Genomic DNA, 15,225 nt, shown 5'->3' with positions numbered 1-15,225 from the left:
TCTTAACGCTGGATGCGAGAACATCAACCAACATCAACCAACGCCAACCAACGCCAACCAACATCAATTAACAGTTAAATTTTCAATCATAAATGTGGCTCTCCATGCTATTAGTCCATCCCGAATATGAACCGTATTCTGCTGGCGTGACATAATAATTATTTGCCCTTGCTTAATGCATTCCACGGAGTCCGCAAAATATTTCTCCGTGGCCATACTTTTTGTTCATTCCCAATTTTCGCTATCCCTGGAGCTAGAACCACGGCACATTGCAACACTAACCGTGGGATCCGTCCAAGTAAACAACCGCGAGGCCAAAATGCCATCGCCGGTTACCACTCGCGCGGCACTGCTCCCAAAGTTAGCACCGACCAAATAGGAGGTCGCCTCAGCTTTTTTGTAAAGAATTCCCCGCATGTGCACACTAGTGCACCGTCTATGGGGCACGACTTTACCTGCCTTGCGTGACACGTTAGATGAGCCTCTGGCAGAGCACAGAGGCATGCATGAGCATTGATCAGTTGGTAGATGGTCGTTGGTACGTCGACGTTGAACCAGTTAAAGGGAAGCGTTTCCGCAAGCGCTTTAAGACCAAAGCCGAAGCCGTCCGCTTCGAATCCCTGGTTCGCCAGCGACTCGTCCAGGACGCCGAGTGGAATCCCAAGCCAAAGGACAAACGCCGGCTCACCGAGTTGGTTGATAAATGGTTCGACCTGCACGGCCATACGCTGTCGGATGGAGTACGTCGCAAGGAGATCCTACTGGCCCTTGCTAAAGAGCTACGAGATCCACTCGGCCGGGAACTTACTGGTAACCAGGTCAACGAGCTTCGCCGAGAACAGATGGAGAAAGGTGTAGCCGGGAAGACGCTCAACAACCGCCTGGGCTACTTAAAGGCTGTCTTCAACGAGCTGTTCCAACTGGGTGAGATTGAATACCGGAATCCCTTGGAACGGGTGCGACCGATCAAGCTCCAGGAGCGCGCTCTGTCATTCCTGAGCCTGGACGAAATCAGTACCTTGCTAGACGCCCTGGACGCGCGCGACAGCTCCCCTCACCCGCCGATGATTGCCCGGGTATGCCTGGCAACTGGCGCACGCTGGGGAGAAGTGGAAGGTCTTGATCCTGCCTTGGTACGCAATGGCACCGTCACCTTTGCCAACACCAAATCAAAGCGCACCCGCACCATTCCCATCAGCGCCGAACTAGAGAAAGAACTGAAGGCCCACCTGGCTCGCAACGGGTGCTTTACGCATTGCATGGAGACCTTCCGGCGGGTATTGCGAGCAACGAACATCAACGCGCCCCAGGGCCAGGCCAGCCACATCCTGAGACATACGTTCGCTTCTCATTTCATCATGAACGGCGGGAACATCCTGACGCTGCAGAAGATCCTGGGGCATACATCGCTGGCCATGACGATGCGGTATGCCCATCTGTCACCTGACCACTTGGTAGATGCGCTGAAATTTAATCCACTTCAAATACTGAAATAGCATCTTCTGACCATTCCACCCCGGAAAGCGATGGCTTAATACGATTACATAGACAATCTAAACCTCTCAATCTTCTGGCCGAGAACTTCCTCTGGAGGTCTCCCATCAGCTTTCGCCATAAGCATAGACTTAACATCATCATCATCAAGCACAAGAATAAGTTTTTTGTGTATCAGCCATTGCTCCCTCAATGTATGCTCACACCCCGCAGCATCGCCACCGAGTCTCGACACGATAATCCCGAACAAACCAGCGCCGTGGCCTTTTAGATAGTTCGCCATCTGGAGAACTTCCTGCTTCTTCACTTTCCTTGTATAGTTTTTCGCATCAACCACGATATAGTCAGCGCTATACTTCTCCCTCATAAACGCCCAAAACCCACTATCCATATAATTCGGAATTATAAAATCTCGGCGATTTGCCTTGGACTGATCTGATAACTCAGCGATCGGCTTATCCAAAGGAGGAGAGAATAAATACTCAAGAATATCGCCAACTAGACTTTGATACACATAGCAGTCTTTCTTTCCAAAAGCGCAGTCAGAAAGAGACCTTATTAACTGATACTCCCGACTAGCCTCCCTGCGCCTAGAAATATAAGAAGAAAACAACTCTTTATAGTAGCTAGAGTTAGCCTCTGGAATTTGATCACGAAACCTTTTAACCAAAAAATCAAGATCCCAAACCTCTACACCTTCACCCTGAAGAATGGCGCGATGTTCATCCAGCAAGGTTGCCGGCGTAGCCAATATCATTTGGCATTCACCAAATGCATCTTGGTATAGCCTAAGCTGCTTAATAATTTGGCGCACCCACCCAACACTGAAATGAGGAGCGCCTTTACACTCGATTAGTAGATTCTTTCCAACACCAGCCTCAACCGCAACTATATCTGCTCGATACCGAACTTCACTCCCCAGCAGGACCTCTCTTTTTACACCCCTAAAGCTTGAGCTTCGCGCCATTAACTCGGCGAGAAAACTAGCAAACTCAAATTCTCGAGCGTGTACATTGCATTTCTCGCAAACTGCAACAAGATTATCCCAATCAAAGACAACCCTTTTTCCTTTTGGGCGAAAATGAGATATCTCCGTAAAATCCCACTGCATCTCCCTCCCACAAACGGAACAATGGATATCTCTATCTTCGGACAACAATCCCTACCTCCTCTCGCAACTAGGCGAAAATCCTATCAACACCGATGTACTGTCCTCTTTGCATTCTCTTGCAAGACAGAGGGAAGAGGGAAGAGGGTCGAAATCAGGTTTGATAGTGCGCCCGGAACTGAGAGGCCCTCTGCCGAGGAAGACGTAGGCTTGTGGATGAGGCCGATTGAGCAGAGCGGCCCCATGTCTATGGAAGGCCACTCCATCATCGACACTTTTTCGACACCCGCTTTTTCGCAGGCAAAGAAAAAGCCCCTGATCTCGTTAGAAATCAGGGGCTTATCTATACGGAAAGTGGCGGTGAGGGAGGGATTCGAACCCTCGATACGGTTTCCCGTATACACACTTTCCAGGCGTGCTCCTTCAACCGCTCGGACACCTCACCGGAATCTCTTCGAGGCGTTGGCCCCGTCGAGGTGCGCTAATTTAGTGGAGTGCTTTTCGGAATGCAAACACTTTTTTCATAAATTTCATGCGTTTATGAAAATTATTTTCGCCTGCCTTTTTCACCCTTTGCTGTCAAGGGTCCAACCGGGGGCTTTGGGCGCTTTGGTGCAAGGTATACGCAGAGTGCCGCGCACGGGCTGACTAACCGGTCAGTCTCAGTCCTTTACCTCCACGGTAGCGCTGAGTAACGTCGGTCCACTTCTTAACAAGGAACCTGCCATGAGTGAGCTGATCTCCTACCAACTCGAAGACGGCATCGCCACCCTGACCCTGAGCAATGGCAAGGTGAATGCCATCTCCCCGGATGTGATCGCTGCTTTCAACGCTGCCCTGGATCGCGCCGAACAGGATCGCGCCATCGTGATCATCACCGGCCAGCCGGGCATCCTTTCCGGTGGCTATGACCTGAAGGTGATGACATCCGGTCCGCAGAACGCCGTCGCCCTGGTCGCCGCCGGTTCCACCCTGGCGCGCCGCATGCTGGCGCACCCCTACCCCGTCATCGTCGCCTGCCCGGGCCATGCCGTGGCCAAGGGCGCCTTCATCCTGCTGTCCGCGGACTACCGCATCGGCGTGGACGGCCCGTTCAACATCGGCCTGAACGAAGTCCAGATCGGCATGACCATGCACCACGTCGGCATCGAGCTGGCGCGCGATCGCCTGCGCAAGTCGGCTTTCCATCGCTCGGTGATCAACGGTGAGATGTTCGACCCTCAGGGCGCGCTGGATGCCGGTTTCCTCGACAAGGTGGTACCGATCGAGCATCTGCAGGAGGCTGCACGTGCCGCCGCGCTGCAACTGAAGAAGATCAACATGACCGCGCACCGCAACACCAAGCTCAAGGTGCGCAAAGCGCTTCTGGAGACCCTGGACGCGGCCATCGAACTGGACAAGCAGCACCTGGCCTGACCCCAGGACACGCAAAAGCCCCGCACTGCGGGGCTTTTTTATAGGGCCGGGGTTACATGGATCCGCCGTTGTCGTCGCCCGGCTCGCCACCGGCGTGCTCGCCGTTGTCATCGCCGACGTCGTGATCCGCGCCATCGTCCGCACCGTGGCCGACGCCATGGGCTTCACCTACGTCATGGTCGGCACCGTCATCCGCGCCATGACCAACGCCATGGGCTTCACCCACGTCATGATCGGCGCCGTCGTCCGCTCCATCGTCACCATGGTCGCTGCCGCGACCGCTGTTGCCGGAGTGGCCACCACCATCTCCGCTATGACCGCTGCCATGGCCACCGCCGTCGCCACCGTGGCCGCCGCCGCTGCCACCACCACTACCACCTCCGCCGTGGCCGCCACCTCCGCTGCCGCCTCCACCGCCCCCGCCGCTACCGCCACCTCCTCCACCGCCACCTCCACCGCCCCCATCCTTGGCGTAGGCGCTCGAGGTGCTGGAGAGATCACCCGGCAGGACGGTGAACGACAGGCTCAGAACCGAGCAGATCGCCGCCGCCAACAAGCACTTCTTTAGCGTCATGACAGGCCCCGTTTCACGTGATGGGTTACCACCTGAACACTAGCGGCCGTAACAAGATATTTCAGGCCGACTGACCGGCGGCGGGCTGCCTGGAGAACTGCGCCAACCCGCTCACAACGGCCTCCACGACAGTTGCCGGCGCGCGCAGCCAGGCGCTATGGGCGTTCTCGGACGCGGGTCTTGGCGACGGCAGCATGTGCACTGAAGGCCGCTCCTGGATCAGGGCCGCCAGCCCCCGTGTAGAGGCTTCCGGCGCGAAGGGGTCGCCAATCAGGCCGATGTAATGGGACTGCGTCGGGTTGATGCGAGCGGGATGCAGCGCCAGCCCGAGGTGATCGAAGTTGCCGCTCCAGGCTACCCGTCCCCATTCCCGCATGAGGCTGCGCGCTTCATGGCCACCGAAACCAATGGTCTTGCCCGGCAGGTAGCCGAACACCGCTGTCAGCAGATTGAAAATCACCGAGACGCTGGGCGTCAGCAGCCGATGCCGGCCCTGCCAGTTGCGGTAATGGATGTTGCCGCAGGCGATGCCCACCACCGTGACGTCAGCATCCGGGTTGGCGGCCGCGAAGAGGGTCGCGACGTGCCCGCCAAGACTGTGCCCCACCAGCACCAGGCGGCCATGTGGGAAGTGTTCGCGGGCAATCGCCAGCAGGCTCGGCACGAACTCATCCACCAGATCACGGTAACCGTAATCCAGACGCCGGCTCGGCTGCGGACCGCTCTCCCCCTGGCCGGGCCAATCCGCCACCAGCACGTGGTTACCGGCGGCCACCAGACCAAGGGCGAAGTTCTCGTACTTGCGTGCCGCCACGCCGAGCGCCGGCAGCAGGATCAGTACCGGCCCGGAAACGGCCGAGCGATAGACGCGATAAGGGCAATGGAACCGACCTGCGGAAAAACGGAAAGCCTCGGTCACCTTGTTCTCCTTGTTCCGATCGAGGGGCGTGAACAATCTAGAGCAATTGCTCTAGTCGTGCCATTGCAGAACCTCGGGCTTCGGCAAGACTCAGAGGATCAAGCGGGTTAATCTCCGCGTCACGTTTCCCAACAACGGATGAAGGAACAGCTGAACCATGGGTCGAGTCGTTGCCGCCGCTGTGTACGCCAAAGGCCGGAAAGTCACCGACATAACCCTCGATGAAGGCCTGCAATGGGCCAGCAAGCCGGGGCACTTCGTCTGGATCGGCCTGCATGACCCCGGCGCAGAAGAGCTTAGCAACCTGCAGCGGCAGTTCGACTTGCACGAACTGGCCCTGGAAGACGCCCTCACCCGCCACACCCGGCCCAAGCTGGAAACCTTCGGCGATGCCCTGTTCCTGGTGGTCTACTCGCCAATCGAGGTGAACGGTGAGCTGCAGTTCATCGAGACTCAGCTGTTCGCCGGCAAGGGCTACATCATCAGTGCCCGCTATGGCGAATCCGCCCCCTACTCCCGTGTTCGCCAACGCTGCGAAGCCCGCCCGCTGCTGCTCGAACATGGCGAGGATTTCGTTCTCTACGCGCTGCTCAGCTTCGTGATGGAGAACTACCGGCCGCTGATGGACAGCTTCCATTCGGAGTTGGAGGAAATCGAGCAGGCCGTACTGGAACGTCCGCTGGGCAAGGCCGACGTCGAACGCATCCATTGCCTGCGCCGCGACCTGCTGCGCCTGCGCCGCTACATCGGCCCCATGGGGGAAATCTGCGAGGAACTGCAGCGCCTGGACTTCCCCTTCATCGACAAGCACATGCGACCTTACTTCCGCGACATCGCCATTCACGTCAAACGCCTGCTGGAAGACCTCACCGGCCTGCGCGAAATGGCCGACCACGCCATCGAGATCGGCCTCCTGCTGGAGTCTTCGCGCCAGAGCGTGGTACAGCGCAAGTTCGCTGCCTGGGCCGCCATCCTCGCCTTCCCCACGGCCATTGCCGGCATCTACGGGATGAACTTCCAGTACATGCCGGAGCTGACCTGGCACTACGGCTACTACGGGGTGCTGGGGGTGGTAGCGACGGGCTGCACCGCGCTCTATGCAAGTTTCAAACACTACGGATGGCTGTAAGGCGACGCATTGCCAAGCCGGATCAGGCCCAACGAAAAAGCCCGCCATATGGCGGGCTTTCTCATGGGTGAAGCGAGGATCAGGCGGCGCGGTCGCGGGCGATGAAACGCATCATCCACTCGGCAACGGCGGCCCCTTGGTGGTCGCGGTCCAGGCTGCTCACGCCCTGCTTGTAGACTTCATCACCCAGGAAGTCGTGGCGCAGGTCCAGGATTGCGCGGGAGTAGTCAGCGACGAACTCCGGATGCCCCTGGAAGCACAGCACCTGATCGCCAACGGCGTAAGCCGCGTTCGGGCAGAAATCACTGGCCGCCAGCAGCGTGGCGTTCTCGGGCAACTGGGTGACCTGGTCCTGGTGGCTGATCAGTAGCGTCAGGTCGTCCAGCGCAGGAGTCATCCATTCCGGCTTCTGTTTCAGCTGGTAGCTGTGAGTACCGACGCCCCAGCCTTGGGTCGCGCGCTCGGTACGCCCGCCCAGCAAGAGCGCCAGCAGTTGATGGCCGAAGCACACGCCCAGCAGCTTGTCACCGGCCTCGTAGCGCGCCAGCAGGAACTCCTTGAGCTTCAGGATCCAGGGGTCGGTCCCGAAGGAGTCGGCCTTGCTGCCGGTTACCAGGTACGCATCGAACTTCTCGCCCTCAGGCGGGTAATGCCCCTGCACCACGTTGTAGACACTGAACTCCGCGGCAATCGGTTGCTTGGCGAACAGCTGTTCGAACATAAGGCCGTAGCCCTTGTACTGGTCGATCAGTTCGGGGCGGAGAATGTCAGTTTCGAGAATGCAGATGCGAAGTGGCATTAGCTCATGGTTCCTGAAATGCAGAGAGGCTCTATGTGGGGGAAATGTGCGTTTTATTTAACATAGTGACGGTGTGATTGAAATACCGTCTGGTCTACCTCTCCATAGCCTGCGCCTAACGGGCCGATAGACTGCTCCAGCCCTCCTTGCTCCCCCTCGGAACCCGCGAGGCCACACCGCTCTAGCGCGGGGCTTCCCGAGCACGTCAAGTAAAATTGACGGCGCCTCGGGGAACTATTGGTTCCATCGATAGTTACCATGCTTGAAGGTCGCTTTTTCATCGAAACGATTTTCGCGACTCTACGCCCATCCCAAGTCCACCCGGTCGCGGAGTCCAGTCATGAGCAACCCCACTATCAAGTACGCACGCAACGGTGCCCTCGCCAGCCTCGGCCTGTATTTCGTCGTGGTGATGGTGGTCCTCGCGGTCAGCCTCGGTTACGAACGCGGTCGCATCGGCGTCAGCCCCACGGACGCATCGGTGAGCTTCTACCAGCAGCTGAGCCAGAGCATTCCGGTGCTGCTGGCAAGCCAGAGGAAGCCGAGTGGCAGACACCAGGGTTGATGACAGGAACAGGCGATCACGACGATGAAACAGCAACGGAACCGGCTCTATTTCCTCACCGCCCTGGCTGTCATGACCAACGGCTTCTCGCTGATCGGCTGCGCCCATGGCTCGGTGGGTGCGGTCGCCAAGAACATCGAGGCCAACCACAACATCAGCCGCGGCATCACCACTGAACTGTCCCTGCGCGGCCATTCCAGCAACCCACCGCAGCGCAACCTGCCGCAAGTACCCAAGCCCTTCATGCTGGAGTGCCTGGACAAGGGCACCTGCGTCTGGATGGGTTGAGATGCAACCACTGAATCGTCATGGCGAGACCCTCAACGCCGCCTTGGGAACAACCATCTGGCGTTAAATTCCGTCGTACCCGTCAACTTCCGGTAGACTGCCGCCCCGTTTTTCACTCAAGGGAACGCAGCAGTGTTCATCAAGGCATTACGAGTCGGCTTGGGCCAGTTGATCATCTTCCTCGACTTCATCACCCGTCCGCGCAAGCTGCGTCGCCCCGCCGAGGCGCAAGCCCAGGTGGCGGAAGAGACCGCCAACCTCGCGCTCTACCAGTTCAACGCTTGCCCCTTCTGCGTGAAGACCCGCCGCGCCATGCACCGGCTGAACCTGCCAATCGCCCTGCGCGACGCGAAGAACGATGAAGGTCATCGCGCCGCCCTGCTGGCCGGTGGTGGAAAGATCAAGGTGCCCTGCCTGCGCATCGAGGAAAACGGTGAAAGCCGCTGGATGTACGAGTCCAACGACATCATCCGTTACCTGGAAAGCCGCTTCGCCAAGGCGTGACTCACGCCGCGCGCAAATAAAAAACCGGCTCACAGTGAGCCGGTTTTTTTATGCGCCGCAGGAACCTAGAAGCGTTCGTCCCTGGCCGCCTTGTCCAGCAGCAGCGCCGGCGGCTCGAAGCGCTCGCCATACTGCTCGGCCAGGTAGCGGGCGCGGGCCACGAAGTCGCGCAGGCCGTACTGGTTGATGAACTGCAGCACGCCACCGGTCCACGCGGAGAAGCCGATGCCGAAGATGGAGCCGATATTGGCGTCGGCCACGGAATGGAGCACGCCCTCCTCCACGCAGCGCACGGTTTCGATGGCCTGGATGAAGAGGATGCGGTCGCGCACGTCTTCCTGCGGGATCTGCCGGTCAGCCTTCTCGAAGCGCGCCTTCAGCTCCGGCCAGAGTCGCTTCCTGCCGCCCGCCGGGTAGTCGTAGAAGCCGCCGCCCGCCGCTTTGCCCAGCCGCTTGTACTCGTTGACCATCAGGTCGATCACGGCAAAGGCCGGATGCTGCGGCATCACTTTGCCCTCGGCCTTGAGGTCCTCGGCGGTCTGGTTGCGGATGTGGGTCATCAGGCCCATGGAGACTTCATCGGAAATCGCCAGCGGCCCCACCGGCATGCCGGCCTTGCGGGTTTCGTTCTCGATCATCGCCGCCGATACGCCTTCACCCAGCATGGCGATACCTTCGTTGGTGAAGGTGCCGAATACGCGGGAGGTGAAGAATCCACGGCTGTCGTTGACCACGATCGGGGTCTTCTTGATCTGCAGCACGTAGTCGAAGCCACGGGCCAGGGTTTCGTCCGAGGTCTTCTCGCCACGGATGATTTCCACCAGCGGCATGCGGTCCACCGGACTGAAGAAGTGCAGGCCGATGAACTTCTCCGGACGGCTCACCGCCTGGGCCAGACCGGTGATCGGCAGGGTCGAGGTGTTGGAGGCGATCACCGCATCCGGCAGCGCGTTGGCCTCGGCGGCGGCGCTGACCTTGGCCTTCAGCTCGCGGTTCTCGAACACGGCTTCGATGATGAGATCGCAGCCGTCGAAGTCAGTGTCGCTGGCCGTCGGTTTGATGCGGGCGAGGATGGCATCACGCTTCTCGGCGGCCATATGGCCACGGCTGACAAGCTGGTCGAGCAGGCCCTGGGTATAGGCCTTGCCCTTTTCCGCAGCCTCTAGCGATACGTCCTTCAGCACCACCTCGATACCGGCAATAGCAGAAACGTAGGCAATGCCCGCGCCCATCATGCCGGCGCCGAGCACGCCCACTTTCTTCGTCACGTAAGGCGCCGGGCCCTTGGGACGGGAGCTACCGGCATTGATCTCGTTCAGCTGGAACCAGAACGTGCCGATCATGTTCTTCGCCACCTGGCCGGTGGTCAGCTCGGTGAAGTAGCGCGCCTCGATCAGCTGGGCGGTGTCGAAGTCCACCTGGGCGCCTTCAACGGCGGCGCACATGATCTTCTCCGGCGCCGGGAAGCAGCCCTTGGTCTTGTCACGCAACACGGAGGGCGCGATGGCCAGCATCTGGGCCACGGCGGGGCTGGACGGCGTGCCGCCGGGAATCTTGTAGCCGGGGGTGTCCCAGGGTTGCGCTGCCTTGGGGTTGGCGACGATCCAGGCGCGGGCCTTGGCCAGCATGTCCTCCGGCGACTGCGCCAGGTCGTGGATCAGTCCGGCCTTGAGGGCCTGCTCCGGGCGCACCTTGCGACCTTCGGCGAGGTACGGCAGCGCCTTCTCGATACCCAGCAGGCGCACCATGCGCACCACGCCACCGCCGCCCGGCAGCAGGCCGAGGGTCACTTCCGGCAGGCCGAGCTGCACGCTGCTGTCATTCAGGGCGATGCGGTGATGGCAGGCCAGGCAGATTTCCCAGCCGCCCCCCAGCGCGGCGCCATTGATCGCAGCCACCACCGGTTTGCCGAGGGTTTCCAGGCGGCGCAACTGGCCCTTGAGGCCCAGCACCATCTGGTAGAAGGCGTTGGCTTCGGCCTTGGTGACCCTGATCAGCTCATTGAGGTCGCCGCCGGCAAAGAAGGTCTTCTTGGCCGAGGTGATGATCACGCCGGCGATGCTGTCCTTCTCGGCTTCAAGGCGTCCGACGGTCTTGGCCATGGCCTCGCGGTACACCGCATTCATGGTGTTGGCACTCTGGCCGGGCATGTCCATGGTCAGGACGACGATATTGTCCTGGCCTTTTTCGTAACGGATGGCGTCAGTCATTTCTTATGTCCCATTCGCAGCCGTAGGAGCGAGCTTGCTCGCGAACACCCTCACCGGGCACCTTTCGCGATCAGTGCTTCCTACAGACAGATCAGATTCGTTCGATGATGGTGGCGATACCCATGCCGCCGCCGACACAGAGCGTCGCCAGGCCGTAGCGCAGGTTGCGCGCCTCCAGCTCATCCAGCAGGGTGCCGAGGATGGCGCAGCCGGTGGCGCCCAGCGGGTGGCCCATGGCAATGGAGCCGCCGTTCACGTTGACCTTCTCTTCCGGCACGCCCATGTCCTTCATGAACTTCATCACCACCGAGGCGAAGGCTTCGTTGACCTCGAACAGGTCGATGTCCGCCACGCTCAGGCCGGCCTTGGCCAGGGCCTTGCGGGTGGCCGGCGCCGGCCCGGTGAGCATGATGGTCGGATCGGTGCTGGTCACCGCCGTGGCAACGATGCGCGCGCGGGGCTTCAGGCCCAGTTCCCTGCCCTTGGCGGCGGAGCCGATGAGCATGGCGGCCGCGCCGTCGACGATGCCGGAGCTGTTGCCGGGCGTGTGCACGTGCTCGATGCGCTCGACCTGGCTGTACTTGCGCAGGGCCGTGGCGTCGAAGCCCATCTGGCCCATCATCTCGAAGCTGGCCTTGAGCGCGCCCAGGCCTTCGAGGGTGGAGTCGGCGCGGATGAACTCGTCGTGGTCGAGCAGGACGATGCCGTTCTGATCGGTGACCGGCACCAGGGACTTCTTGAAGGCGCCATTGGCTCGGGCACTGGCGGCCTTCTGCTGGGAGCGCAGGGCAAAGGCGTCGACATCCGCGCGGCTGAAGCCCTCCAGGGTGGCAATCAGGTCGGCACCGATGCCCTGGGGCACGAAACTGGTGTGGAAGTTGGTTTCCGGGTCCATGGCCCAGGCGCCACCGTCGGAGCCCATGGGCACGCGGGACATGGACTCCACGCCACCGGCCACCACCAGGTCCTCGAAACCAGAGCGCACCTTCATCGCCGCCAGGTTCACCGCTTCCAGGCCCGATGCACAGAATCGGTTGATCTGCTGGCCGGAAACGGTCTCGTCCCAGTCGGCCACCAGCGCGGCGGTCTTGGCAATATCGGCGCCCTGATCACCCACAGGGGTCACGCAGCCAAGGACGATGTCGTCCACCTGGCTGGTGTCCAGGTCATTGCGTTCGGCCAGAGCGCGCAGCAGCCCGGCGATCAGGTTGACCGGCTTGACGCTGTGCAGAGCGCCGTCCTTCTTGCCCTTGCCGCGGGGCGTGCGCACCGCGTCGAAAATGAATGCTTCGGTCATGGCGTCCTCTTGAGGCAGCTAGGCGGCACCGCTGGTGCCTGTTGTTCTTGTACGTGGACCGCCGGAGTCCCGGCAGGCTGTGGCTACCTTATCGCTATAGGCCAAGTGCTCAATGACGGAAATGCTCAGCCCCATTGACCGCTGCGCTCAGACGAACGGTCAGTTGATGGCCAGTTGCTGGCCAAGGCGAAAGGGATGTGTCTGGCTTCGGGGCTGGGCAATGGCCATCAGACACACTCAATAGCCGGGCATTACTAACACCCTCGCGCTAGTTACCAACCGATATAAGCGCAATGTGATGCCGGCCCTAGAGTTTGAAATGTATGCAGCCACCGCCGGGATTTGCCGGGGCGGCATTTCGTCAAAAGCCACGGGGGAAGGTGAGGTTCCGGGCCGGCCGTAGGGAGCCCTGACCGACGCGCCTCCAACAACAACAAAGGCAGTTGGCCATGTTCAAGCAGCCGAAAATGCGGCAAGCGAGCCTGATCGTCTTTGCCACCACCGTCATTCTCATCCTTCCCAACCTGACCCGACTGGTCAGCTGATCGTCACCCGTCAACTGGTCGTCCTGTGCTGCGTACCGCCATTGCGGTCAACGCAGCGCGGGTAGCCACCATGCCAGCAGCAGCGGAATCAACGCGAAGGACAGCAGCGTCGAGCACATCACCAGGCTCGCCACCGCCTCCGGCGAACGACCCGCGCGCACTGCGAACAGGTAGTTGAACACCGCCACCGGCATGGACGACTGCATCACCAGTACGCCCTGGGCCAGCGGCGACAGGCCGAGCGCCCAGCCCACCAGCCAGCCGATGGCGGCACCGCAGAGGATCCGCAGCGCCCCCAGGAGCATGCCGTTGCCCAGGTGGTGCACGCGGATGCTGGCCAGGGACACGCCAAGGGTCAGCAGCATCAGCGGAATGGTCATCCCGCCCAGCAGGCTGATGGTGTTGGCCAGCCAGAGCGGCAGGTGGAGGTCCCAGATCACCAGCGGCAATGCCAGCGCCAGGCTGATGATGATGGGGTTGGCCAGGAGCTTCTTCGGCGAACGCTCGGTGCCGGAAAGCAGCAGGCCCAGGCTGAAGTGCCCGACCGACAACACCAGGAAGAAGGCCACCGCCAGCGCCAGCCCTTTCTCACCGAACGCGTAGAGGGCAATTGGCAGGCCCATGTTGCCGGAGTTGGGGAACAGGTAGGCCGGCACCAGGATGCGCCAGTCCTGGCGGAATACCCGGCTGAACAGGATGCCGATCAGCCCCATGGCCAGCATGACCAGCAGGCAGGCGATGGCCAGTTGGCCGAAGGCATGGCGGTCGATCTCGGTGCGGCTCAGGGTGGAGAGCACGAGGCTCGGCGTGCCGATGTTCAGCACCAGGCGCGCGATGAACTCCGTGGGATAGGGCTGCCCCAAACGGGCCCAACCGTAACCTAGGCCGGCGGCGATGAGCACCGGCGCCATGACTGCGAACAACTCGGCCAGCACGGCCACTCCTTAAGAGCTGCAGGTGCCCTGAACGGGCGCCGAAACAGAGCTCTGACAATGACGGAAAGCCGCGATCCTAACGGCCTGCGCCCCCCTCGGGCAATTGTGATAGCTTGCCCGGACACGCTTTAGAAGGAGCCGCCATAATGCGAAACCTCCTCGCTGTTCTTGCCCTCTCCCTGAGCCTGCCCGCCGCTGCCGGCGATACCGACCAGGCTGCCGCCGTCCAAGCCATGCAACAGCCCAATGCCGTCCTCATCGATGTACGTACCCCGGAAGAAATTGCCCAGGGCGCAATCCCCGGCGCGCGCAGTATCGGCTTTGAAGAGATCGGCCAGCGAATTGCCGAAATCGCCCCGGACAAGAACACGCCTATAGTCGTCTACTGCCGCAGCGGCCGTCGCTCCAGCATCGCCCAGGACACCCTTCAGGGCCTGGGCTACAGTCGAGTGATCAATGGCGGCGGCTACCTGGACCTGAAAACCGCACTTCACAAGGACTGATCGATGCGCAATGCGCTGCTCGCACTGCTGTTCTGCATTCCCCCACTCCACGCCGCCGAGCTGACCCTGGACCTGCCCGGCGGCTCCCGCACCTGGGAAACCGGCGCCCTGCTCACCCATCCCCAGGCGCGAGAGCTGACCATCCCGGACGACGTCTCCTACAAGAAGACCATGCGCTATCGCGCCGTTCCGCTCGCCGTGCTGCTGGAAGGCGTGACGCCGGAGCAGCACCTGCAGGCCGTGGCCCTGGACGGCTTTGCCGCCGAACTCACCGCCGCCCCGCTACTGGCCAAGAAGGGTTCACAGGCCTGGCTGGCCATCGAAGACCCGGCCAGCCCCTGGCCTCCGCTCGCTGCGGGGAAGCCGAGCGCGGGCCCCTTCTACCTGGTCTGGACCGACCCCAAGGCCGCCCGCATCGGCCCGGAACAATGGCCCTACCAGGTGGCGCGCATCCGCTACCTGCCCTCGGTGACTGAACGCTTTCCGGCCCTGCTCCCGGCCAACGACGCCAATGCCGAGGTCAAGGCCGGCTTCGCCCAGTTCCAGAAGAACTGCCTGGCTTGTCACCGACTCAATGGCGCGGGCGACGCCCAGTTCGGGCCGGACCTGAACATCCCCCACAACCCCACCGAATACCTCGCCGGCGACTTCCTCCCCCGCTACATCCGCGACCCGCAAAGCCTGCGCCGCTGGCCCGAGGGCAAGATGCCGGGGTTCTCGAAGGAAGCCATTACGGATGAAGAGCTTGGGCAGCTGCTTGGTTACCTGAAGCACATGGCCGGGAGGAAGGTGGCGCCCTAGCCAGCTGAAATCCCAGCCCTGTGGGGCGATTTCAATCGCCAAGGAGGCCGAAGGTCTCCCCTCAAACTCCCTGCATTGCCCACCTGCCCTCACCCCAACCCTCTCCCACAAGTGGGAGAGGGGGCTGGCCGTGCCACG

The 15,225-nt window shown here is 61.0% G+C and carries 15 protein-coding genes and 1 tRNA gene; 9 read left to right on the top strand and 7 right to left on the bottom strand.

Going from position 1 to position 15,225, the window contains the following annotated elements; translation table 11 throughout:
* Positions 1-506 precede the first annotated feature (506 nt).
* A complete protein-coding gene (locus tag E8E91_RS07140; protein ID WP_280375170.1) occupies positions 507-1,496 on the top strand; it encodes a tyrosine-type recombinase/integrase in 990 nt (329 codons plus the stop codon).
* A 44-nt stretch (positions 1,497-1,540) separates the two neighbouring features.
* Here E8E91_RS07140 and E8E91_RS07135 read toward each other — a convergent pair whose 3' ends face one another.
* Together E8E91_RS07135 and E8E91_RS07130 are read right to left on the bottom strand one after the other, a co-directional pair.
* Complete coding sequence (locus E8E91_RS07135) at positions 1,541-2,653, bottom strand: HNH endonuclease (RefSeq protein WP_280375169.1); 1,113 nt, start codon at positions 2,651-2,653, stop codon at positions 1,541-1,543.
* Between the two features lie 304 nt (positions 2,654-2,957).
* A tRNA-Ser gene (locus E8E91_RS07130) sits at positions 2,958-3,047 on the bottom strand.
* A gap of 281 nt (positions 3,048-3,328) precedes the next feature.
* Between E8E91_RS07130 and E8E91_RS07125 the strand changes: the two genes are divergently transcribed.
* On the top strand, positions 3,329-4,018 hold the full coding sequence (locus tag E8E91_RS07125) for a crotonase/enoyl-CoA hydratase family protein (RefSeq protein ID WP_190828254.1): 690 nt from the start codon (positions 3,329-3,331) through the stop codon (positions 4,016-4,018).
* Between the two features lie 94 nt (positions 4,019-4,112).
* Positions 4,113-4,586: a hypothetical protein gene (locus E8E91_RS29065; RefSeq protein ID WP_348532209.1), complete on the top strand. Its 474-nt coding sequence runs from the start codon at positions 4,113-4,115 to the stop codon at positions 4,584-4,586.
* Between the two features lie 67 nt (positions 4,587-4,653).
* Here the strand turns inward: E8E91_RS29065 and E8E91_RS07115 are convergent, their stop codons facing one another.
* Positions 4,654-5,511, bottom strand: a complete 858-nt coding sequence (locus E8E91_RS07115; protein WP_280375167.1) for an alpha/beta fold hydrolase — start codon at positions 5,509-5,511, stop codon at positions 4,654-4,656.
* Between the two features lie 157 nt (positions 5,512-5,668).
* On the opposite strand from E8E91_RS07115, the gene E8E91_RS07110 reads away from it, so the two are divergent.
* The gene (locus tag E8E91_RS07110; protein WP_280365945.1) at positions 5,669-6,640 is read left to right on the top strand and encodes a magnesium and cobalt transport protein CorA; all 972 of its coding nucleotides are present in this window, start codon (positions 5,669-5,671) and stop codon (positions 6,638-6,640) included.
* 79 nt (positions 6,641-6,719) lie between these two features.
* On the opposite strand, the gene E8E91_RS07105 is transcribed toward E8E91_RS07110, so the two are convergent.
* A complete protein-coding gene (locus E8E91_RS07105) occupies positions 6,720-7,439 on the bottom strand; it encodes an amidotransferase (protein WP_280365947.1) in 720 nt (239 codons plus the stop codon).
* Between the two features lie 340 nt (positions 7,440-7,779).
* Here E8E91_RS07105 and E8E91_RS07100 point away from each other — a divergent pair, with 340 nt between their 5' ends.
* The 3 genes from E8E91_RS07100 to E8E91_RS07090 all read left to right on the top strand — a co-directional run bounded on the left by E8E91_RS07100 (position 7,780) and on the right by E8E91_RS07090 (position 8,796).
* A complete protein-coding gene (locus E8E91_RS07100; protein WP_280365949.1) occupies positions 7,780-8,004 on the top strand; it encodes a hypothetical protein in 225 nt (74 codons plus the stop codon).
* Positions 8,005-8,028: 24 nt separating this feature from the next.
* On the top strand, positions 8,029-8,292 hold the full coding sequence (locus E8E91_RS07095; RefSeq protein ID WP_280365952.1) for a hypothetical protein: 264 nt from the start codon (positions 8,029-8,031) through the stop codon (positions 8,290-8,292).
* A 132-nt stretch (positions 8,293-8,424) separates the two neighbouring features.
* A complete protein-coding gene (locus E8E91_RS07090) occupies positions 8,425-8,796 on the top strand; it encodes a glutathione S-transferase N-terminal domain-containing protein (protein ID WP_280365955.1) in 372 nt (123 codons plus the stop codon).
* A gap of 65 nt (positions 8,797-8,861) precedes the next feature.
* On the opposite strand, the gene E8E91_RS07085 is transcribed toward E8E91_RS07090, so the two are convergent.
* The 3 genes from E8E91_RS07085 to E8E91_RS07075 all read right to left on the bottom strand — a co-directional run bounded on the left by E8E91_RS07085 (position 8,862) and on the right by E8E91_RS07075 (position 13,783).
* On the bottom strand, positions 8,862-11,006 hold the full coding sequence (locus E8E91_RS07085; RefSeq protein ID WP_280375166.1) for a 3-hydroxyacyl-CoA dehydrogenase NAD-binding domain-containing protein: 2,145 nt from the start codon (positions 11,004-11,006) through the stop codon (positions 8,862-8,864).
* Positions 11,007-11,097: 91 nt separating this feature from the next.
* Positions 11,098-12,303, bottom strand: coding sequence for an acetyl-CoA C-acetyltransferase (locus E8E91_RS07080; protein ID WP_280365959.1), 1,206 nt, complete (start codon positions 12,301-12,303; stop codon positions 11,098-11,100).
* Between the two features lie 592 nt (positions 12,304-12,895).
* Positions 12,896-13,783, bottom strand: a complete 888-nt coding sequence (locus E8E91_RS07075; protein WP_280375165.1) for an AEC family transporter — start codon at positions 13,781-13,783, stop codon at positions 12,896-12,898.
* 146 nt (positions 13,784-13,929) lie between these two features.
* Here E8E91_RS07075 and E8E91_RS07070 point away from each other — a divergent pair, with 146 nt between their 5' ends.
* Positions 13,930-14,286 (top strand): rhodanese-like domain-containing protein, encoded by a 357-nt coding sequence (locus tag E8E91_RS07070; protein WP_280375164.1) that lies wholly within the window; start codon positions 13,930-13,932, stop codon positions 14,284-14,286.
* 3 nt (positions 14,287-14,289) lie between these two features.
* On the top strand, positions 14,290-15,087 hold the full coding sequence (locus tag E8E91_RS07065; RefSeq protein WP_280375163.1) for a cytochrome c: 798 nt from the start codon (positions 14,290-14,292) through the stop codon (positions 15,085-15,087).
* Positions 15,088-15,225: the final 138 nt, after the last annotated feature.

Source organism: Pseudomonas sp. BN515, assembly GCF_029873155.1.
Classification (GTDB): Bacteria; Pseudomonadota; Gammaproteobacteria; order Pseudomonadales; family Pseudomonadaceae; genus Metapseudomonas.
This window is presented reverse-complemented; position numbering and strand designations above follow the sequence as displayed.

What these genes read in the sequence shown, in the direction of transcription:
- E8E91_RS07125 (WP_190828254.1), top strand. Translation starts at nt 3,329, where the DNA reads ATGAGTGAGCTGATCTCCTACCAACTCGAAGACGGCATCGCCACCCTG.
- E8E91_RS07080 (WP_280365959.1), bottom strand. Translation starts at nt 12,303, where the DNA reads ATGACCGAAGCATTCATTTTCGACGCGGTGCGCACGCCCCGCGGCAAG.
- E8E91_RS07110 (WP_280365945.1), top strand. Translation starts at nt 5,669, where the DNA reads ATGGGTCGAGTCGTTGCCGCCGCTGTGTACGCCAAAGGCCGGAAAGTC.
- E8E91_RS07140 (WP_280375170.1), top strand. Translation starts at nt 507, where the DNA reads ATGAGCATTGATCAGTTGGTAGATGGTCGTTGGTACGTCGACGTTGAA.
- E8E91_RS07070 (WP_280375164.1), top strand. Translation starts at nt 13,930, where the DNA reads ATGCGAAACCTCCTCGCTGTTCTTGCCCTCTCCCTGAGCCTGCCCGCC.
- E8E91_RS07105 (WP_280365947.1), bottom strand. Translation starts at nt 7,439, where the DNA reads ATGCCACTTCGCATCTGCATTCTCGAAACTGACATTCTCCGCCCCGAA.
- E8E91_RS07100 (WP_280365949.1), top strand. Translation starts at nt 7,780, where the DNA reads ATGAGCAACCCCACTATCAAGTACGCACGCAACGGTGCCCTCGCCAGC.
- E8E91_RS07095 (WP_280365952.1), top strand. Translation starts at nt 8,029, where the DNA reads ATGAAACAGCAACGGAACCGGCTCTATTTCCTCACCGCCCTGGCTGTC.
- E8E91_RS07085 (WP_280375166.1), bottom strand. Translation starts at nt 11,006, where the DNA reads ATGACTGACGCCATCCGTTACGAAAAAGGCCAGGACAATATCGTCGTC.
- E8E91_RS07065 (WP_280375163.1), top strand. Translation starts at nt 14,290, where the DNA reads ATGCGCAATGCGCTGCTCGCACTGCTGTTCTGCATTCCCCCACTCCAC.